General features: G+C 36.4%; 18 protein-coding genes. 9 read left to right on the forward strand and 9 right to left on the reverse strand.

Annotation, left to right across the window (positions count from 1 at the left end):
- The first annotated feature begins 2 nt into the window (after positions 1-2).
- The 8 genes from LQV47_RS04855 to LQV47_RS04890 all read left to right on the forward strand — a co-directional run bounded on the left by LQV47_RS04855 (position 3) and on the right by LQV47_RS04890 (position 8,458).
- Positions 3-1,106, forward strand: coding sequence for an HmuY family protein (locus LQV47_RS04855; RefSeq protein WP_230034421.1), 1,104 nt, complete (start codon positions 3-5; stop codon positions 1,104-1,106).
- 109 nt (positions 1,107-1,215) lie between these two features.
- Positions 1,216-2,094 carry an ABC transporter substrate-binding protein gene (locus LQV47_RS04860; RefSeq protein ID WP_230034423.1) on the forward strand — a complete coding sequence of 293 codons (879 nt, stop codon included), beginning with the start codon at positions 1,216-1,218 and terminating at the stop codon, positions 2,092-2,094.
- The gene (locus LQV47_RS04865; RefSeq protein ID WP_230034424.1) at positions 2,078-3,118 is read left to right on the forward strand and encodes an iron ABC transporter permease; all 1,041 of its coding nucleotides are present in this window, start codon (positions 2,078-2,080) and stop codon (positions 3,116-3,118) included. The genes LQV47_RS04860 and LQV47_RS04865 overlap by 17 nt, the downstream gene beginning before the upstream one ends.
- Positions 3,118-3,891 (forward strand): heme ABC transporter ATP-binding protein, encoded by a 774-nt coding sequence (locus tag LQV47_RS04870; RefSeq protein WP_230034426.1) that lies wholly within the window; start codon positions 3,118-3,120, stop codon positions 3,889-3,891. The genes LQV47_RS04865 and LQV47_RS04870 overlap by 1 nt, the downstream gene beginning before the upstream one ends.
- Before the next feature lie 2 nt (positions 3,892-3,893).
- Positions 3,894-4,544 carry a class I SAM-dependent methyltransferase gene (locus LQV47_RS04875; RefSeq protein WP_230034428.1) on the forward strand — a complete coding sequence of 217 codons (651 nt, stop codon included), beginning with the start codon at positions 3,894-3,896 and terminating at the stop codon, positions 4,542-4,544.
- A 4-nt stretch (positions 4,545-4,548) separates the two neighbouring features.
- Positions 4,549-5,577, forward strand: coding sequence for a ChuX/HutX family heme-like substrate-binding protein (locus tag LQV47_RS04880; protein ID WP_230034430.1), 1,029 nt, complete (start codon positions 4,549-4,551; stop codon positions 5,575-5,577).
- A 168-nt stretch (positions 5,578-5,745) separates the two neighbouring features.
- Positions 5,746-6,618 carry a ChaN family lipoprotein gene (locus tag LQV47_RS04885; RefSeq protein ID WP_230034432.1) on the forward strand — a complete coding sequence of 291 codons (873 nt, stop codon included), beginning with the start codon at positions 5,746-5,748 and terminating at the stop codon, positions 6,616-6,618.
- A 1,210-nt stretch (positions 6,619-7,828) separates the two neighbouring features.
- Positions 7,829-8,458, forward strand: a complete 630-nt coding sequence (locus LQV47_RS04890) for a peptide deformylase (RefSeq protein ID WP_230034434.1) — start codon at positions 7,829-7,831, stop codon at positions 8,456-8,458.
- Between the two features lie 737 nt (positions 8,459-9,195).
- Here the strand turns inward: LQV47_RS04890 and LQV47_RS04895 are convergent.
- Genes LQV47_RS04895 through LQV47_RS04905 form a run of 3 tightly spaced genes read right to left on the reverse strand, consistent with a single transcriptional unit; the run spans position 9,196 to position 10,721 of the window.
- Positions 9,196-9,621, reverse strand: a complete 426-nt coding sequence (locus LQV47_RS04895) for an organic hydroperoxide resistance protein (RefSeq protein ID WP_230034436.1) — start codon at positions 9,619-9,621, stop codon at positions 9,196-9,198.
- Complete coding sequence (locus LQV47_RS04900; RefSeq protein WP_230034438.1) at positions 9,622-10,056, reverse strand: MarR family transcriptional regulator; 435 nt, start codon at positions 10,054-10,056, stop codon at positions 9,622-9,624. It lies immediately after the preceding gene.
- 32 nt (positions 10,057-10,088) lie between these two features.
- Complete coding sequence (locus LQV47_RS04905; protein WP_084086052.1) at positions 10,089-10,721, reverse strand: NAD(P)H-dependent oxidoreductase; 633 nt, start codon at positions 10,719-10,721, stop codon at positions 10,089-10,091.
- Between the two features lie 235 nt (positions 10,722-10,956).
- Between LQV47_RS04905 and LQV47_RS04910 the strand changes: the two genes are divergently transcribed.
- Positions 10,957-11,709, forward strand: coding sequence for an SDR family oxidoreductase (locus LQV47_RS04910; RefSeq protein ID WP_230034439.1), 753 nt, complete (start codon positions 10,957-10,959; stop codon positions 11,707-11,709).
- 8 nt (positions 11,710-11,717) lie between these two features.
- On the opposite strand, the gene LQV47_RS04915 is transcribed toward LQV47_RS04910, so the two are convergent.
- The 6 genes from LQV47_RS04915 to LQV47_RS04940 form a co-directional block, all read right to left on the reverse strand.
- Positions 11,718-12,029, reverse strand: coding sequence for a hypothetical protein (locus tag LQV47_RS04915; RefSeq protein ID WP_230034441.1), 312 nt, complete (start codon positions 12,027-12,029; stop codon positions 11,718-11,720).
- Positions 12,030-12,098: 69 nt separating this feature from the next.
- Positions 12,099-13,064, reverse strand: a complete 966-nt coding sequence (locus tag LQV47_RS04920; protein ID WP_354960323.1) for a protein-glutamine glutaminase — start codon at positions 13,062-13,064, stop codon at positions 12,099-12,101.
- Between the two features lie 330 nt (positions 13,065-13,394).
- Entirely contained in the window at positions 13,395-14,123 is a 729-nt protein-coding gene (gene lipB / locus LQV47_RS04925) for a lipoyl(octanoyl) transferase LipB (protein WP_230034450.1), read from the reverse strand.
- Positions 14,124-14,155: 32 nt separating this feature from the next.
- Positions 14,156-14,890 carry a tryptophan synthase subunit alpha gene (gene trpA / locus LQV47_RS04930; protein ID WP_230034452.1) on the reverse strand — a complete coding sequence of 245 codons (735 nt, stop codon included), beginning with the start codon at positions 14,888-14,890 and terminating at the stop codon, positions 14,156-14,158.
- 46 nt (positions 14,891-14,936) lie between these two features.
- Positions 14,937-16,115: a tryptophan synthase subunit beta gene (gene trpB / locus LQV47_RS04935; protein WP_230034454.1), complete on the reverse strand. Its 1,179-nt coding sequence runs from the start codon at positions 16,113-16,115 to the stop codon at positions 14,937-14,939.
- Between the two features lie 4 nt (positions 16,116-16,119).
- Positions 16,120-16,665, reverse strand: a complete 546-nt coding sequence (locus LQV47_RS04940) for a GNAT family N-acetyltransferase (protein ID WP_230034456.1) — start codon at positions 16,663-16,665, stop codon at positions 16,120-16,122.
- Positions 16,666-16,694 lie beyond the last annotated feature (29 nt).

Below are 16,694 nucleotides of genomic sequence, written 5' to 3' on the forward strand. Positions count from 1 at the left end.
AAATGAAAAAAATACTATTTTATCTTATGCTGGGAGTGTCATTGGTATCGCAGTCCTGCATCAATGATAACGAAGATCCGGTACCTGTAGTTCCTTCCGAGGGAGTATCTGTAAAGCCGGATGTAAGAGGCTCTGCACAGCCGAATCAGGTATGGATAGATTTTAGTGATGTAGATCAGAATGGACAACCAAGACAGACAGTGAACAGCCGGACAGACTGGGATCTTGCATTTTATTCAGGGACTGAATTTAAAGTGGTTTTAAATACATCCATCATGATGGCTGCAGCCAAAATTCCCAATATTGCAGATATTGCATCTGTAAAGGAATCTGATGTGAGCAGTCTAAAAGAGGTAGTACAGGTTGCCAATTTTGATACAGAAAATACCATTTATATTGACGATGTGAAAGGGAACTATCCTTCCAGTCAAACCGCGATAGCCGAAATAGATGCTGATCCTGCTAAAAATGCAGTTTATCTTGTGAATTTAGGAAAAGATATCTACAAAGGAAGCATTGCTGTAGGATCTACCATAGCTGGAGGAGATGAAAGAGGCTGGATGAAAATACAGGTGACAAGACAGGCTAATGATTACAAAGTACGATACGGAGATATCAACGCTGTTGGCAGTGCAATAAAAGAGGTTATAATCAAGAAAAATAATGCCTATAACTTTACTTTCTTCAATTCAAAAACAGGTAAGGAAGTAGCGATTCAGCCTGAGAAAGATAAATGGGACATCAGTTTCTCTGTATTTACCAATATTGTTCAGGGCGCAGGAAGCTACGTGAATTCAGATTTTGTAACCATTAATAACGTTGCTAAAGTAGGAGCTTATGAGGTGAAATTAACATCCGGATCCGCTGTAGAAGTTTATAATAAATTTAAAAAAGCTGATGTGGATGATTCAAAATTGGTGTATAACGAACAGAGAGTAATCGGAGGAAACTGGAGAGAAGTAGGACCTTCCGGATCTAAAGTAAAAGGAGATGTGTTTTATATCATTAAAGATGCATCAGGAGCTTATTTTAAGCTAAGATTTGTACAACTTACCGATGACAAAGGAGAAAGAGGACATCCGATGTTCCAGTATAAAGCATTATAAGAAATCAAATAATCATATATCATGAAATTGTCATTAACGAAATTCTCCGGTAAACAAAGGAAGACGAGGATGGCAGTTGCATAGACCTAGAAAAAATAAATCTGTACATATGAAAAAATTCATCCTTGCAGCTTCTGTTCTTATAGCAGTATATTCTTGCAAAAAAGAAGAAGGAGCTAAAAAAGAAAATACAACGGAAGCTGCATCTGAAGCTCCAAAAAGTAATAATAAAATTGTAACATTAAGCGGTGGAATCACCGAAATCGTAAGTGCTTTAGGGCATGAAAAAGAAATCGTGGGAACTGATGTTACCAGTACATATCCTGAAAGTTTAAAAGCTACAGCTAAAAACCTGGGCCATGTAAGATCAATGACTATTGAACCTATCATGGCGGTAGGCCCCACTTTAATCCTGGCTTCTGATAAAGATATCAATCCGGAATTATTGGGGAAAATCAATTCTTCAGGAATCAAAGCAGAAGTATTCAAGCAGGAGTACTCGGTAGACGGTACCAAAAAGCTGATTGAAGAAGTGGCAAAAGCAATTGGAAACACAGAATACCAAAAGCTGAATGACAAGATTGACGCAGATCTGAAACAAGTACAGCCTATTGCTAAGAAACCTAAAGTATTATTTATCTACGCAAGAGGAAACATGCTGATGGTAGCCGGTAAAAATACACCAATGGCTTCCCTGATCAGCCTTGCAGGAGGAGAAAATGCAGTTACTGAATTTGAAGATTTCAAACCGTTAACTCCGGAAGCTGTGGTAAAAGCCAATCCTGATGTATTATTTTTCTTTACAACAGGTTTACAGGGAGCAGGAGGAAACGAAGGAGCACTTAAGATGCCGGGAGTATCCCAAACCACTGCAGGGAAAAATAAAAAGATCATTGCAATGGACGGAGGTTTAGTTTCAGGTTTTGGGCCGAGACTAGGAGAAGCAGCAGTTGGATTAAATAAACTTTTAATTGAGAACACAAAGTAAACTATACTTTTATCTTACTATTAGTGCAGTGCTGCTTGCTATAATAGCAGTACTGTCACTTAATACGGGAGTCTATGACTTTGGCGGAAATTCTGCATTCAAAGTACTGTGGCAGTTTATAAAAGGAGATCCCAATTTATCTTTAAGCGATAAATATGTGGTTTGGGATGTACGGGCAGCCAGAATTATTATGGCTATTTTAATAGGAAGTATGCTGTCAGTTTCAGGAACAAGTCTGCAGGGGCTGTTCAAGAATCCTCTGGCAACGGGAGATTTAATAGGGCTTACATCGGGAGCTACACTACTGGCAGCAATTGCGATTGTTTTAGGAGGGCATTTCAAAGAATATCTTCCTGAAGCCGTACAATTCTCACTGGTAGGAATCTCGGCTTTTATAGGATCTTTTTTATCAATGATGTTGGTGTACAGGATTTCAACAAGCGGAGGAAAAACCAATGTGGTAATGATGCTGTTGACGGGAGTTGCCATTACGGCAATTGGATTCTCTATTACCGGATTCCTGATCTATATTTCAAAAGATGAGCAGCTAAGGGATTTGACATTCTGGAATTTAGGAAGCCTGGCAGCAGCTACGTGGACGAAAAATATTATTTTGGGGGTCGTTTTAATCATTGCTTACATTATTCTGCTTCCAAAAGGAAAGGCTTTCAATGCCATGATGCTGGGAGAAAAAGATGCGCAACATTTGGGAATCAATGTAGAAAAGCTGAAAAAGCAGATTATTATTATCGTAGCTTTGATGGTGGGAACCTGCGTTGCATTCTCAGGAACCATTGGTTTTGTAGGTCTTATTGTACCTTATATTTTAAGACTTTTATTCAAATCCAATTATGCATTTATTCTGCCATTATCAGCCCTATGTGGAAGTATCTTACTTTTAACAGCAGATACCTTCAGCAGAAGTATTGTAGCACCTTCAGAATTGCCGATAGGAATCCTTACCGCTTTAATGGGAGGACCTATTTTTATCGCTATTTTAGTTAAATTTAAAAAAGCACTCTAATGATCAAGGCCCATCAGATTAATTATAAGCATAAAGATTTTCATATCCTGGATGGAGTAGATGTCTCTCTGGAGTATGGCGAATTTCTGGCAATTGTAGGTTCAAATGGAGCCGGAAAGTCCAGCCTGCTAAGTGTTTTGGCAGATGAAGTGAGAGTCGGAAAACAAAAAGTCTTATTTAAGAACAAACCCATCAGTGAATGGAATGTAAAAGAACTTTCAAAGCATAAGGCCAAATTTTCCCAACACAACAGCAATGATATTCCTCTGGAAGTAAAAGATGTTGTAATGATGGGAAGATATCCCTACTTTGATTCCCAACCCGGAAAAGAAGACCTTGAAGCGATGAATAATATGATGTACGAAACAGATGTTTTTCACCTTAAAGACAGGGAATATAACACGCTTTCCGGAGGAGAAAAACAACGGGTACACCTTTCCCGTGTGATGGCTCAGCTACAGAATGATATTGCTCATACACTGATGTTTCTGGATGAACCTTTGAATAATCTGGATGTAAAACACCAGTATAAAGCGTTAGATATTATCAAAAAATTTACACAAAAAGCCAATAGTGCGATTGTTGTTTTACATGACCTGAACCTTGCTGCACAATTTGCAGATAAGATTTTACTGATGAAATCAGGAAGAGTTTCTGCGTATGGAACACCACAGGAAGTTTTTACAGCTGAAAATATAAGCGATGCCTATAATTTCCCGTGTACCATCTGCGAACATCCCATTACTAATAACCCAATGATCATTTTTGGATAACCATGGAAAAAGAAGAATTAAAAATCCTCGCCCATAACCTTGCCAATCCCCAAGGTGAAAAAGGCATTGAAATCGGTGAAATGATGAATGCTTCCAATATAGGGATGACCCTGGAAAGCATTAAAGCACTTGTGATAGAAGATGATGAATGTATTCTTGAGATCGGACATGGAAATGCTGCACACGTGAAGAGTATTATAAGCTTAGCTCATAATATAAGATACACAGGAATTGATATTTCTGAAACAATGTACTACGAGGCCAGAAGGCTCAATGAAGCATTTGAAGACCAGGCAGATTTTGTTTTGTATGAAGGCAGCATACTCCCTTTTAAAGATCAGACTTTTAATAAAATATTTACGGTCAATACCGTTTACTTTTGGGAGAATCCTGTAGCATTTTTAAATGAGATCTACAGAGTTTTAAAAGACGACGGAACCTTTGTTCTTACGTTCGCGCAAAAAGATTTCATGGAAAAATTACCGTTTACAGCTTATGATTTTAAGCTCTACAATAATTCAGAGATGGAAGAATTGATTTCCCAAAGTCATTTTAAAAGAATGAAAACTTCCGAAAAAGAAGAAGAGATAAAAAGCAAAACAGGAGAAGAAACAATACAGAGAATTTATACAGTTTTAACCATAAAAAAATAAATAAATGAGCACAATAGTTAATGACTTAAAGGAAAAATGGGAGGCTCTGAAAGCAGAAAATCCACATGTAAGAATAAGAAATGCAGCCGCTCAATTGGGAGTAAGTGAGGCAGAATTATTAGCAACCGGTGTAGGTGAGGGAGTAACTGTTTTGAAACCGGAATTTCCAGGTATTCTGACAGAAGCCGGCCAGCTGGGGAAAGTAATGGCCCTTACCCGTAATGATGAATGTGTTCATGAAAGAAAAGGAACTTATCTGAATGGTGATTTCAGCAGTCCGCACGCACAGCTTTTTGTAGGTGAAGATATTGACCTTAGAATTTTCCTGAACCACTGGAAATTTGCTTTTGCAGTAGTGGAAGGAGATAAAAAAAGCCTTCAGTTCTTTGGTAAAGACGGATTGGCACTGCACAAGATCTATTTGACTAAAGATAGTAATGACTCAGCTTTTGATGATATTGTTGAGAAATTTAAAGCTGAAGATCAGAATCAGGCTTTTGAATTTGAAGCAGTAGTACCGAAACAGGCAGAAAAAGCTGATGCTGAAATTGATGTGGAAGGATTTAAAAAAGCATGGACAGAATTAAAAGATACTCACGATTTCTTTATGATGACAAGAAAATTCGGAGTAAGCAGAACACAAGCTTTACGATTGGCTCCGGAAGGATTTGCCAAAAAAATTGACAATTCTAAAGTGGTGAATGTTCTTGAAGATGCTTCTGAAAAAAATACACCGATCATGGCATTTGTAGGAAACAGAGGAATTATTCAGATCCATACCGGAAATGTAAAGAAAACACTTTGGCATCAGCAATGGTTCAATGTAATGGATCCAGATTTCAACCTGCACCTTGATGTAACGAAGATTGCAGAAGCATGGATCGTGAAAAAACCAACTGAAGACGGTGAGGTAACAGCAATTGAAGTATTCAATGCAGACGGAGATTTTATCGTTCAGTTCTTTGGAAAAAGAAAACCGGGGATTCCAGAATTACAAGAATGGAAAGACCTTGTTGCAGAATTAGAAAAGTAATAATTAGATGATTTGAATGGGCCGTTTTGTTTTGTAAGATTCAAAGCGGTCTTTTCATTATGAGTTTTGACAGCACGATGAGAATGCAAAATAAGTAGGCTTTCAAATTTACTTTTTTACGATTCTTTGTGCCAAAATATTTGTGTAATTTGTGGTTAAATATATAAAATGAAGAATATTCTTATGGCGATTTTGCTTTCAGGGTTCTGTACACTTAGTGCACAGGATTTTAAAGCATATCAGTTTTATGATAAAAAAAGAAAGGAGGTAAAGACCGATAAAATAGTCAAAGAACTGGCGGATTATGATGTGGTCTTCTTTGGTGAAAACCATAACAGTTCTATCAATCACTGGCTTCAGCTGAAAATTACCGAAGCTCTGTTTGAAAAGAAAAACGGACAGCTTATTTTGGGAGCCGAAATGTTTGAAAGAGACAACCAATCTCAGCTCAACCAATATTTAAATGGGAAATTAGATGCTAAAACACTCAAAGATTCAGCCCGTTTATGGAATAACTATGCCACAGATTACAAACCTCTGGTTGATTTTGCCAAAAATAAAAAGCTGAATTTTGTGGCCACTAATATTCCAAGAAGATATGCTTCCCAGACCGCAAAAGAGGGACTTGAGTCGTTGAACAAATTAAGCGAAAAAGAAAAAATGTATATTGCTCAGCTACCGATCAAAGTAACACTGGATACTCCGGGATATCAGGAGATGAAAGCGATGATGGGCGATCATGCCGAAGGAACTAAAGTGATGAATTTTATTTCAGCACAGGCTACAAAAGATGCTACGATGGCGGAATCTATTCTGAAAAACTTTCAGGCCGGAAAAACCTTTATCCATTATAACGGAAACTACCATAGCAAAGAGTTTGGTGGAATTTATTGGTATATCAAACAGAAGAACCCGAATCTTAAAATGGCGGTGATCTCAGTGTTTGAATCTGAAAATCCGGAGCTTAAAGTTCCCGAAAAAGAGTATGTCCCGACAGATTTTAATCTGATTATCCCAAGTGATATGACGAAGACTTTTTAATTTCTGGTAAATCGTAAGGATTTAATCAGAGTCTTTGTCCTTCCGTAGGAATCCAGCCTGAAAGAATAAGCGGGATTTAGATTCCTATGGAATGACACACGTCATGTAAAGTTTTAATTTGTAAACTCAAAAATAGATCAATAAAAACGGGCTTTAGTCCGTTTTTATTACTATGTAGTACCGTTCATAGGATATTAATTATTAAGATTCTACCTATGCATAATCTTTGTTCATTCTGTAGGAATCCAGCCCGAAAGAATAAAGCGGGATTTAGATTCCTATGGAATGGCACACGTCATGTAAAGTTTTAATTTGTAAAACTCAAAAAATAGATCAATAAAAACGGGCTTTAGTCCGTTTTTATTACTATGTAGTACTGTTCATAGGATATTAATTATTAAGATTCTACCTATGCATAATCTTTGTTCATTCCGTAGGAATCCAGCCTGAAAGAATAAGCGGGATTTAGATTCCTATGGAATGACACACGTCATGTAAAGTTTTAATTTGTAAACTCAAAAATAGATCAATAAAAACGGGCTTTAGTCCGTTTTTATTACTATGTAGTACCGTTCATAGGATATTAATTATTAAGATTCTACCTATGCATAATCTTTGTTCATTCTGTAGGAATCCAGCCCGAAAGAATAAAGCGGGATTTAGATTCCTATGGAATGGCACACGTCATGTAAAGTTTTAATTTGTAAAACTCAAAAAATAGATCAATAAAAACGGGCTTTAGTCCGTTTTTATTACTATGTAGTACTGTTCATAGGATATTAATTATTAAGATTCTACCTATGCATAATCTTTGTTCATTCCGTAGGAATCCAGCCTGAAAGAATAAGCGGGATTTAGATTCCTATGGAATGACACACGTCATGTAAAGTTTTAATTTGTAAACTCAAAAATAGATCAATAAAAACGGGCTTTAGTCCGTTTTTATTACTATGTAGTACCGTTCATAGGATATTAATTATTAAGATTCTACCTATGCATAATCTTTGTTCATTCTGTAGGAATCCAGCCTGAAAGATTAAAACGGGATTTAAATTCCTGTGGAATGTTTATTGTGTAAGGTTTTAATTTATACAACCAGAAAAAATATCAATAGAAACAGGCTTTAGCCTGTTTTTTTGTATACAGATTCCAATGGCTTTAGCCAAAACTTAAGATTACATTATTTACCTTTGTACAACATTCAATCCATATGAAAAAACTGTCCATTTTAGTTGTGTTTTTTGTAGGGCTGCTACAGGCACAGACATTATCATCCAATGAACTTTCCATTATCAATCAGGGTGATATTAATGCTGCACTCCCCATTTATCAAACTACAGATACCCATCAACACAAAACATTGCTAAGTTTTTCTGCAGAAATCAATCCTACAGATCCTAATACAGCTGTTTTGGTAAAAAGGATGAAAGAATCTCTTCTTTCTACAGATGGGGGTGTAGGAATTGCTGCACCACAGGTTGGAATCAATAGAAAGATAATCTGGGTACAACGTTTTGATAAAGAAGGAACTCCGTTGGAATATTTTATCAATCCCATGATTGTATGGAGATCTGATCTTCAAAATCTTGGACCTGAAGGAGATTTATCTATCCCTGATTTCAGAGATCAGTTTTACCGAAGCAAAGTTATTCAATTGGAATATGTAGATTTAAAAGGACAGAAATATTCTGAAATTGTAGAAGGATTTACAGCGGTCATTTTCCAGCATGAGATTGACCATCTTTTTGGAATCCTCATTTCAGATAAAAAAGAAAAAGAGAAAAATGATTCTTATAAAAAGGTAGATGCGTACCAGAAAAGTGATTTGAATAGAAGGTAAATGATGAGTTATAAGTTATGAGTAATGAGTGCAGCGAAGCTGCGAAGAAGTTTGCTTAGTCAAATCGATGTATCGATTCATTCTTTGCTTACTTTCTTATCAATCCTATTATTTTTCTTTGCGTTAGAAAACACCAAATGCACTAATGGTTACACTAAGATCACAAATGATGCATGAGTAATGAGTAATGAGTAATGAGTGCAGCGAAGCTGCGGGGAAGTTTGCTTAGCCCAATCGATGTATCGATTCATTCTTTGCTTATTTTCTTATCAATCCTATTATTTTTCTTTGCGTTAGAAAACACCAAATTGCACTAATGGTTACACTAAGATCACAAATGATGCATGAGTAATGAGTAATGAGTAATGAGTGCAGCGAAGCTGCGGGGAAGTTTGCTTAGCCCAATCGATGTATCGATTCATTCTTTGCTTATTTTCTTATCAATCCTATTATTTTTCTTTGCGTTAGAAAACACAAATTGCACCAAAGGTTACACTAAGATCACAAATGATGCATGAGTAATGAGTAATGAGTGCAGCGAAGCTGCGAGGGAGTTTGCTTAGTCAAATCGATGTATCGATTCATCTTTTGCTCACTTTCTTATCAATCTTATTATTTTTCTTTGCGTTAGAAAACATAAATTGCACAAATGCTTACACTAAGATTACAAAATAAAAAGGAGCTGTTTTATTTCTAAAACAGCTCCTTTCGCTATAACTATGCTTAAAAAAATTGGATTAGTCGTTATTGGTTACTGAAAGTTTAACCTCAATATTGTTTCTGGTAGCATTAGAATAAGGGCAAATCTGGTGTGCCTGATCCGTTAATGATTGTGCTTCCTCCATAGAAACTCCCGGAATATTGACATCCAGCTCCACAGCAAGTCCAAAACCTCCGTTTTCAATTTGTCCTATGCTGACCTGAGCAGCAACAGTAGTTTCACCGGTTTTTACTTTTGCTAAACTGATCACTCTGTTGAGTGCACTGTCGAAACATGCAGAATATCCGGCAGCAAAAAGCATTTCAGGATTGGTAAAGTCATCATTGGCTCCTCCTAAAGCTTTAGGCATCCTTACTTCAAGGTCTAAAACTCCATTTTCACTTTGTACATGACCGTTTCTTCCGCCTTGGGCAGTGACTTTTGTTGTATATAATGTTTTCATTTATTTTTCTATTTTCTTTAATATTTTTAAGACTGTATCTTTAAGGTGTAGCAGCTCTTCAGGCTGTATCCCAATTTTTTCCTGGATTTTCCCCGGAATTGCACAGGCCTTTTGTTGTAATTGTTTTCCAGCTTCGGCTAAAAATACTTCAACCACTCTTTCGTCCTCTTTTTTTCTTTTTCTTATAATGAAACCCTTAGTCTCAAGTCTTTTGAGAAGAGGGGTTAAAGTACCACTGTCCAGAAATAGCTTTTCTCCGATATGCGTTACGGTAAGTCCGTCACTATCCCATAATACCATCATAACAAGGTATTGAGGATAAGTGATGTCCAGCTCATCAAGAAAAGGACGGTAAAGCCCGGTAATCTCCTTGGCAATAACATATAACGGAAAACAGATCTGGTTTTCTAGTTTGGGTGTATTTAAATTTTCCATGATTTTCGGGTACGAAAGATTCGATGAAGGTATTACTTTTTTATGATAAACTCATCCATTGGAACACGGACTTTCTTCATAGAAGACAACCAGTCGTTTGCTTCGTCACGGTATCCAAGGTATAAAAGACTTACACTTTTCAATCCTAATTCTTTTAATCCCAATACTTCATCTACTACTTCATTGCTGAATCCCTCTGCAGGAGTACTGTCGATTTTAAGTTCTGCTGCCTGTGCAAGGGCAATTCCTAAAGCAATATAAGTCTGGCGGGCAGTATGTGCAAAATGTTCTTCAGGAGTCTGAGCTCCATACATTTCTTTAATTTTATCTGTATAACTTCCAAAACGTCCTCTTGGAAGATCTCTTACATCCGTATGATGATCATACACTTTATCTATTTTCTCATTAGAATAGCTGTCCCATGCTGCAAAAACCAAAACGTGAGAAGAATCTCTCATGACCTCAGGGTTTAAAGCTCCGGCTACCATTTTCTCTTTCAATTCCTGGCTTTCCACTACAATAATGCGGAATGGCTGTAGCCCTGATGAGGTTGGGGCCAGTCTTGCAGATTCTAAAATGGTGTTTAAGTCTTGCTCCGATACCTTTTTGGTTGGGTCATATGCTTTTACTGCATGTCTCCAGTTTAAATTTTCTATTAATGACATTTTCTGATGTTTTTAAATTATATACTTACTTATTATCTGTTCCCTAAATTTTAAGTTGTGGAACAAATTAACACTGCAAATATATAATAATTTTAAATTGTGTGCAATTTAATTTTGAAAAATTTTATTGCTGGCAATTTTAATAGAATATGATTAATATGATTTTAAGCAAGATTCGGATTTTTTCAAAGCGGTGATATTCCAATCTTTGTCCTATCATTTTAAACAAAAAACAATGCAGAGATTTAAAAACAAAACAGCCTTAGTTACAGGAGGTACCAACGGCATGGGATGGGCCACGGCAGAAAAATTTATAGAAGAAGGAGGTACCGTAATTATTACCGGACGAACAGATGAAACGGTAAAGAATGCCTTGGCTAAGCTAGGAGAGAATGCTTTTGGAATTGTATCCAATGCCGGGAATATGAAGGATCTGATGAATTTGCAGGGAGAGGTAAGGAAGTATACAGACCAGATCGATGTTATTTTTGCCAATGCCGGTTATGGAAAATTTGCTCCTGTTGAATACGTAGATGAAAACCAGTTTGATGAGCTTTTCAATGTATTGGTGAAAGGTCCTTTCTTTACCGTTCAGCAGATATTGCCATTGATGAAAAGGGGAGGTTCAGTTATCTTTAATACCTCAGTAGCTACAGATATTGCTATGCCCAATTTCTCAGTGTATTCTGCAGCAAAATCGGCAACACAGTCTTTTATTAAAACATTTGCGGTAGAGCTTACAGAACGTGGTATTAGAGTGAACGGAGTAAGCCCGGGACATATCAGAACCAATATTTTTAATAATACAGGCTTAACCGCCGGGCAAATAGAAGAAGCTGTCCGGGATATCATTCCTACCATTCCTTTTAAAAGGCAGGGAGAGCCGGCAGAGATTGCTAATGTAGTTTTATTTCTTGCTTCAGAAGAGGCTTCCTATATTCATGGAGCAGAGATCAAGGTAGATGCAGGGATTTCTGTCATAAGATAATTAATACATTATTTGGCTTCTTTGACCTGTTTGATGATATTCGTATTATTTTCAATACCAATATCATATGCTTTTCCATTTTTATAGCTCTGATTTACTTTTTCGATCAGAACCTTGTAATCCGGTGATTTTTTTGAAAGATAAAATACCTGAGCACTTATTCCGATAGCCACCCGTACAAGATCGTTCGGCTTGTCCGGATCTTCGGTGATATCTGAAATCGTTGAGTTATTATACCAGGTTAAGTTCTGTGAACTGGAATTACCGGAGCAGGATGTAATCATAATAAAAAGTAATAATATATGGGTCCAGGCTTTCATAGCAAAAATGTATTAAGTAAAAGCTCCTGCAATGTATGTAAAATAAGTGCAGGAGCTATTAAAAGTTAGTTAGAATCCACAACCTCCTACGTTAGGTGCAGGAGAAGGAGAACATCCTGATAAAGATGAGAATATATTCAATACACAATTGGTATTCACATAATTATTGTCATATAGTAAAGAACCGGCTGGGCTTCTGTAGTAAACATTCCCTGCAGTATTGGCAAAAGATGAAACATAAGCAGATCCACAAGACGTATTCGTGCAGGCAGTTCTCCACGCCGTATCAGTTACTGGTCCGCTGGAGAATAAAGAAGGATCTATAATTCTTTTTTCTACCACTCCGGAAGCATTTTTAAAGCTTACAAGGATAGCAACATGGTATACCCATGATACACAGCAGGTACCTGTAGAAGCCCTTAGATTTCCATAGACGAATTGTTTTTCACAATCGTAACCCGCATTGATCAGTATTTGTCTCATTTTATGAGCTCTTGCATAGCAACCGTCTACAGGATATCTGAAAGTGATACAAGGGGAAGAAGCTGTAGAAGTTCCACATGCCTGATTTTTAATCTGAGCAAATAAACTGTTTAAAGTAGCTAAATTAGGGATAACGCTGGTTAATCTTCTTGCTTCTACCTGTACATCTTTCGTTAAAACAGATTTGAAATAACGGACATCTTCCTCTGTTGCTTTATCTACTTTTACAATTTCATGGCTATTAGGCTTTAAAAAAACATGAATTGGAGTTTCATCAGCTACAGCCTTTCTGATCATGGAAATATAGTTTTCATTTTCCTTGCTGTCCTGAATTTCAAAAGGCTGAGCAGTAATGATAAATGATACTTTAAATTTTCCGTTTTCTTTCTCTATCCCTACCGGGACAGTTCTTCCGAAATCTTTCAGAGCAATTTCTTTAGACTCTTTCGGGTTCATGCTTTCTTGGTTTGCGTTCGTGTCTGAACAGGAATTGAATGACAGTACTGATACAAATACCATCATTGATAGCAAAAATTTTTTCATAATTCTCATAAATTTGGTGGTTAAAAATTTGTTCTTTACCGTGAAATTAGTTCACTTTAAAGTGATATTAAAAGTATAAAAAAATAAAATATCACCAAATTATTTTTATGAAAATTTTAAAAAAATATAAAATATTGGTTTTTTAAGTTAATTAATAAGCTTAAATAGACGTATATCAATAATCATATGGTTTAAAATATAGTTTTTTTTAATTTTGAAATAGATATTGATTTTTATTTGTTTCAAAAGAAAATCCAGTTTCAATAGTTGAAACTGGATTAAGTTTTCTCAAATTGTATTATAGAAAAGATACGCAGGGAGTTGATATCTGTTTGATCATTATTTATAGATCATTTCAGCTTGAAAAACATCTGCAAAATGTTTTCTGATCTTTGCTTTCAGCTCTTCCACCTCTTCCGGTGTCAGTTCTCTTTCAAGTTCTCTTTTTAAAGAAGTGACCTGCTTATCTTTAATTCCACATGGAATAATATATTCAAAATAACGCATATCCGTATTGACATTCAAGGCAAAACCATGCAGTGTTACCCATCGGGAAGCTTTCACTCCCATAGCACACATCTTTCTTGCATAAGGTTTTCCTACATCCAGCCAGACTCCGGTTTCACCCTGAGAACGTTCTCCTTTAAGGCCATATTCTGCAATAGTTCTGATAATAACTTCTTCCAGATTTCTCATATATAAATGAATATCCGTAAAGAAATTTTCAAGATCCAGAACCGGATAACCAACGATCTGTCCGTATCCATGATAGGTAATATCTCCTCCACGGTTAGTTTTTACGTAGGTAGCTTCTATTTCTTTCAGTTTATCAATCCCGGCGAGCATATTTTCCTCATGGCCGCTTTTTCCTAAAGTATACACATGTGGATGTTCTACAAAAAGAAGATGGTTGGGGGTAGTAATGTGCTGTTCTGCAGGAAGATCACGGTTTTTAATTTTAGTGTCAATAATACTCTTCATCAGTGTTTCCTGATAATCCCAGGCGGGTTGGTATTCCTTGATCCCTAAATCTTCAAATTCTACTGCTTTATTTTGATTTGTATTCATTTCAATTTTTAGACATACAAATTTAGTGAATTTTAGTCTTTTATGGAATGGATAAAATCTATAGCCTTTTTCGTCCAGTCTTTATGCTGTAATAAAATATTTACAAAGGCTGTTCCAATGATTCCACCATTTGCTTTTTCGGTCACATTTTCAAAATCTACTTTAGATTTGATTCCGAAACCGATCATAACAGGATTTTTAAGAGGAAGAGACGCTAATCTGGTCAGATAATTTTCATTCTTTACCACAGCATTTTCATTTCCTGTCGTAGAGGAAGAACTCACTGCATACAAGAATCCTGAACTTAAAGAATCTAAATAGAGAATTCTCTCATCAGATGTTTCCGGAGTAACCAGAAAGGTGAAGTTGAGATGGTATTTTTGTAAAATATGCTGATAATTTTTCTCAAACTCAATAGGAGGGAGATCAGGCAGGATAAGTCCTGAAACACCACTTTCTGAACATTCTTTACAGAACTTTTCAAATCCAAAACTTAAGACTGGATTAATATATCCCATCAAAATAATCGGAATTTTTATTTCATTTTTTATGGTTTTTAACTGAGAAAAAAGCTTTTCTATAGTCATTCCGTTTTGCAATGCGAGCTCGTGTGCCTGCTGAATCACCGGTCCGTCCGCCACCGGATCAGAGTAAGGCATTCCGATTTCAATCATATCCGCTCCGGAATTCTGAATTAATTTTATAATTTCAGGAGTATCTTCCAGTTGTGGAATCCCTGCTGTGAAGTATATATTTAATTTTTTCATTTCTTATTGTATTGAAGTAGAATAGATACATTCTACATCCGACATTTTACAGATTTTTCAAATACGTTTCCATATCCTTGTCTCCACGGCCGCTCAGACAAATAACAACAATATCATTTTCTTTAAATTTTTTCTTGTCCAGAACAGCTAAAGCATGGGAGCTTTCTAAAGCAGGAATAATACCTTCCAACTTAGTGAGGTCAAAAGCAGATTGTAAAGCTTCATCATCATTGATGCTGAAGAATTCTGCCCGTTTTTCCTGAAACAAATGAGCATGGAAAGGTCCGATTCCCGGGTAATCAAGTCCGGCAGAGATAGAGTGAGGTTCTATGACCTGCCCGTCTGCAGTTTGCATCACCAGGCTTTTGCTTCCATGAAGAACTCCCAAAGTTCCTAAAAAGGTAGTAGCAGCAGATTTTCCGGAATCTACTCCAAGACCTCCGGCCTCTGCAGCAATGATTTTCACGTCTTTTTCTTCTACAAAATGGTAAAAAGTTCCTGCAGCATTACTGCCTCCTCCCACACAGGCAATCACATAATCAGGATTTTCCCTTCCGATTTTCTCTTTAAGCTGCTCCTTAATTTCTTTTGAAATAATACTCTGAAACCTTGCCACAAGATCCGGAAAAGGATGAGGTCCCACTACACTTCCGATCACATAATGTGTCGTTACAGGATTGTTGATCCAATCTCTTAACGCTTCATTTACAGCATCTTTCAGTGTTTTTGAGCCTGATATAGCTGCAATAACCTCTGCACCAAGCATTTTCATCCTTGCTACATTGGGAGCCTGTCTCTGAATATCTATTTCTCCCATATAAACGATACACTCAAGACCAAGAAGCGCACAGGCGGTAGCAGTAGCAACACCATGCTGCCCCGCACCGGTTTCAGCAATAATCCTGGTTTTTCCCAAACGTTTTGCAAGCAGAACCTGCCCTAAGGCATTATTGATTTTATGGGCTCCGGTATGGTTCAGGTCTTCTCTTTTCAAATAAATCTGAGTATTGTATTTTTTACTTAAATTTTTTGCAAAATAAAGCGGAGTGGACCTTCCTACATAATGGGTAAGCAGGTCCTGATACTCATTCTGAAAATCTTCAGACTCAATAATTTCAAGATAGTTTTTTTGAAGTTCATCTACATTCGGATAGAGCATTTCAGGGATGAAAGCTCCTCCAAATTCTCCATAATATCCGTTTTCATCGGGGTTTTTATAATTCATTTCTTTATTCTTTAGTAATTAAATAGGCATTATTCTCTGCACTCAACTGACTGAGCTGTTCTTTTCTTTCTTTTGAAATATTAAAAATTAAAATATCATCGTCATCAGAATTGATCCATTCTGAATCCTCATTCTCTTTGATTGATTTTGCCTTATCATACAGAATTTCAATATCACACTTCTGATAAAAAGGACGGAGTTCCTTATGACAGAACCCAATGGTTTCTATATTTCTCTCACTCACATTATCTTTAAAATACCGGACAAGTTGGGCTCCATATCCTTTTTTCTTATGAGCTGAAACAAGTCCTACAGCCTCAGCAAAGGAAATTTGTTCTTCGGATATTTCTAATGTAAAATCAAAGTTATTACGGATAACAGCCAATATAGATTCATCCATATCCAACAGAAGATGAAATTCTGAGTCTTTAAAGAAAGTCCGGAAATAGGTAGGTTTCATAGTGCTCCATACTGAGATATCCCAAAGCTGAAGAATATGATCTATTTCAGCTTCCGTCAATTCTTTCGTTTGTTTTATCTGATACTTCATGAATTTAAATTATAATTAAAACAAAGAGT

Source organism: Chryseobacterium sp. Bi04 (genome assembly GCF_918698085.1).
Taxonomy (GTDB): domain Bacteria; phylum Bacteroidota; class Bacteroidia; order Flavobacteriales; family Weeksellaceae; genus Chryseobacterium.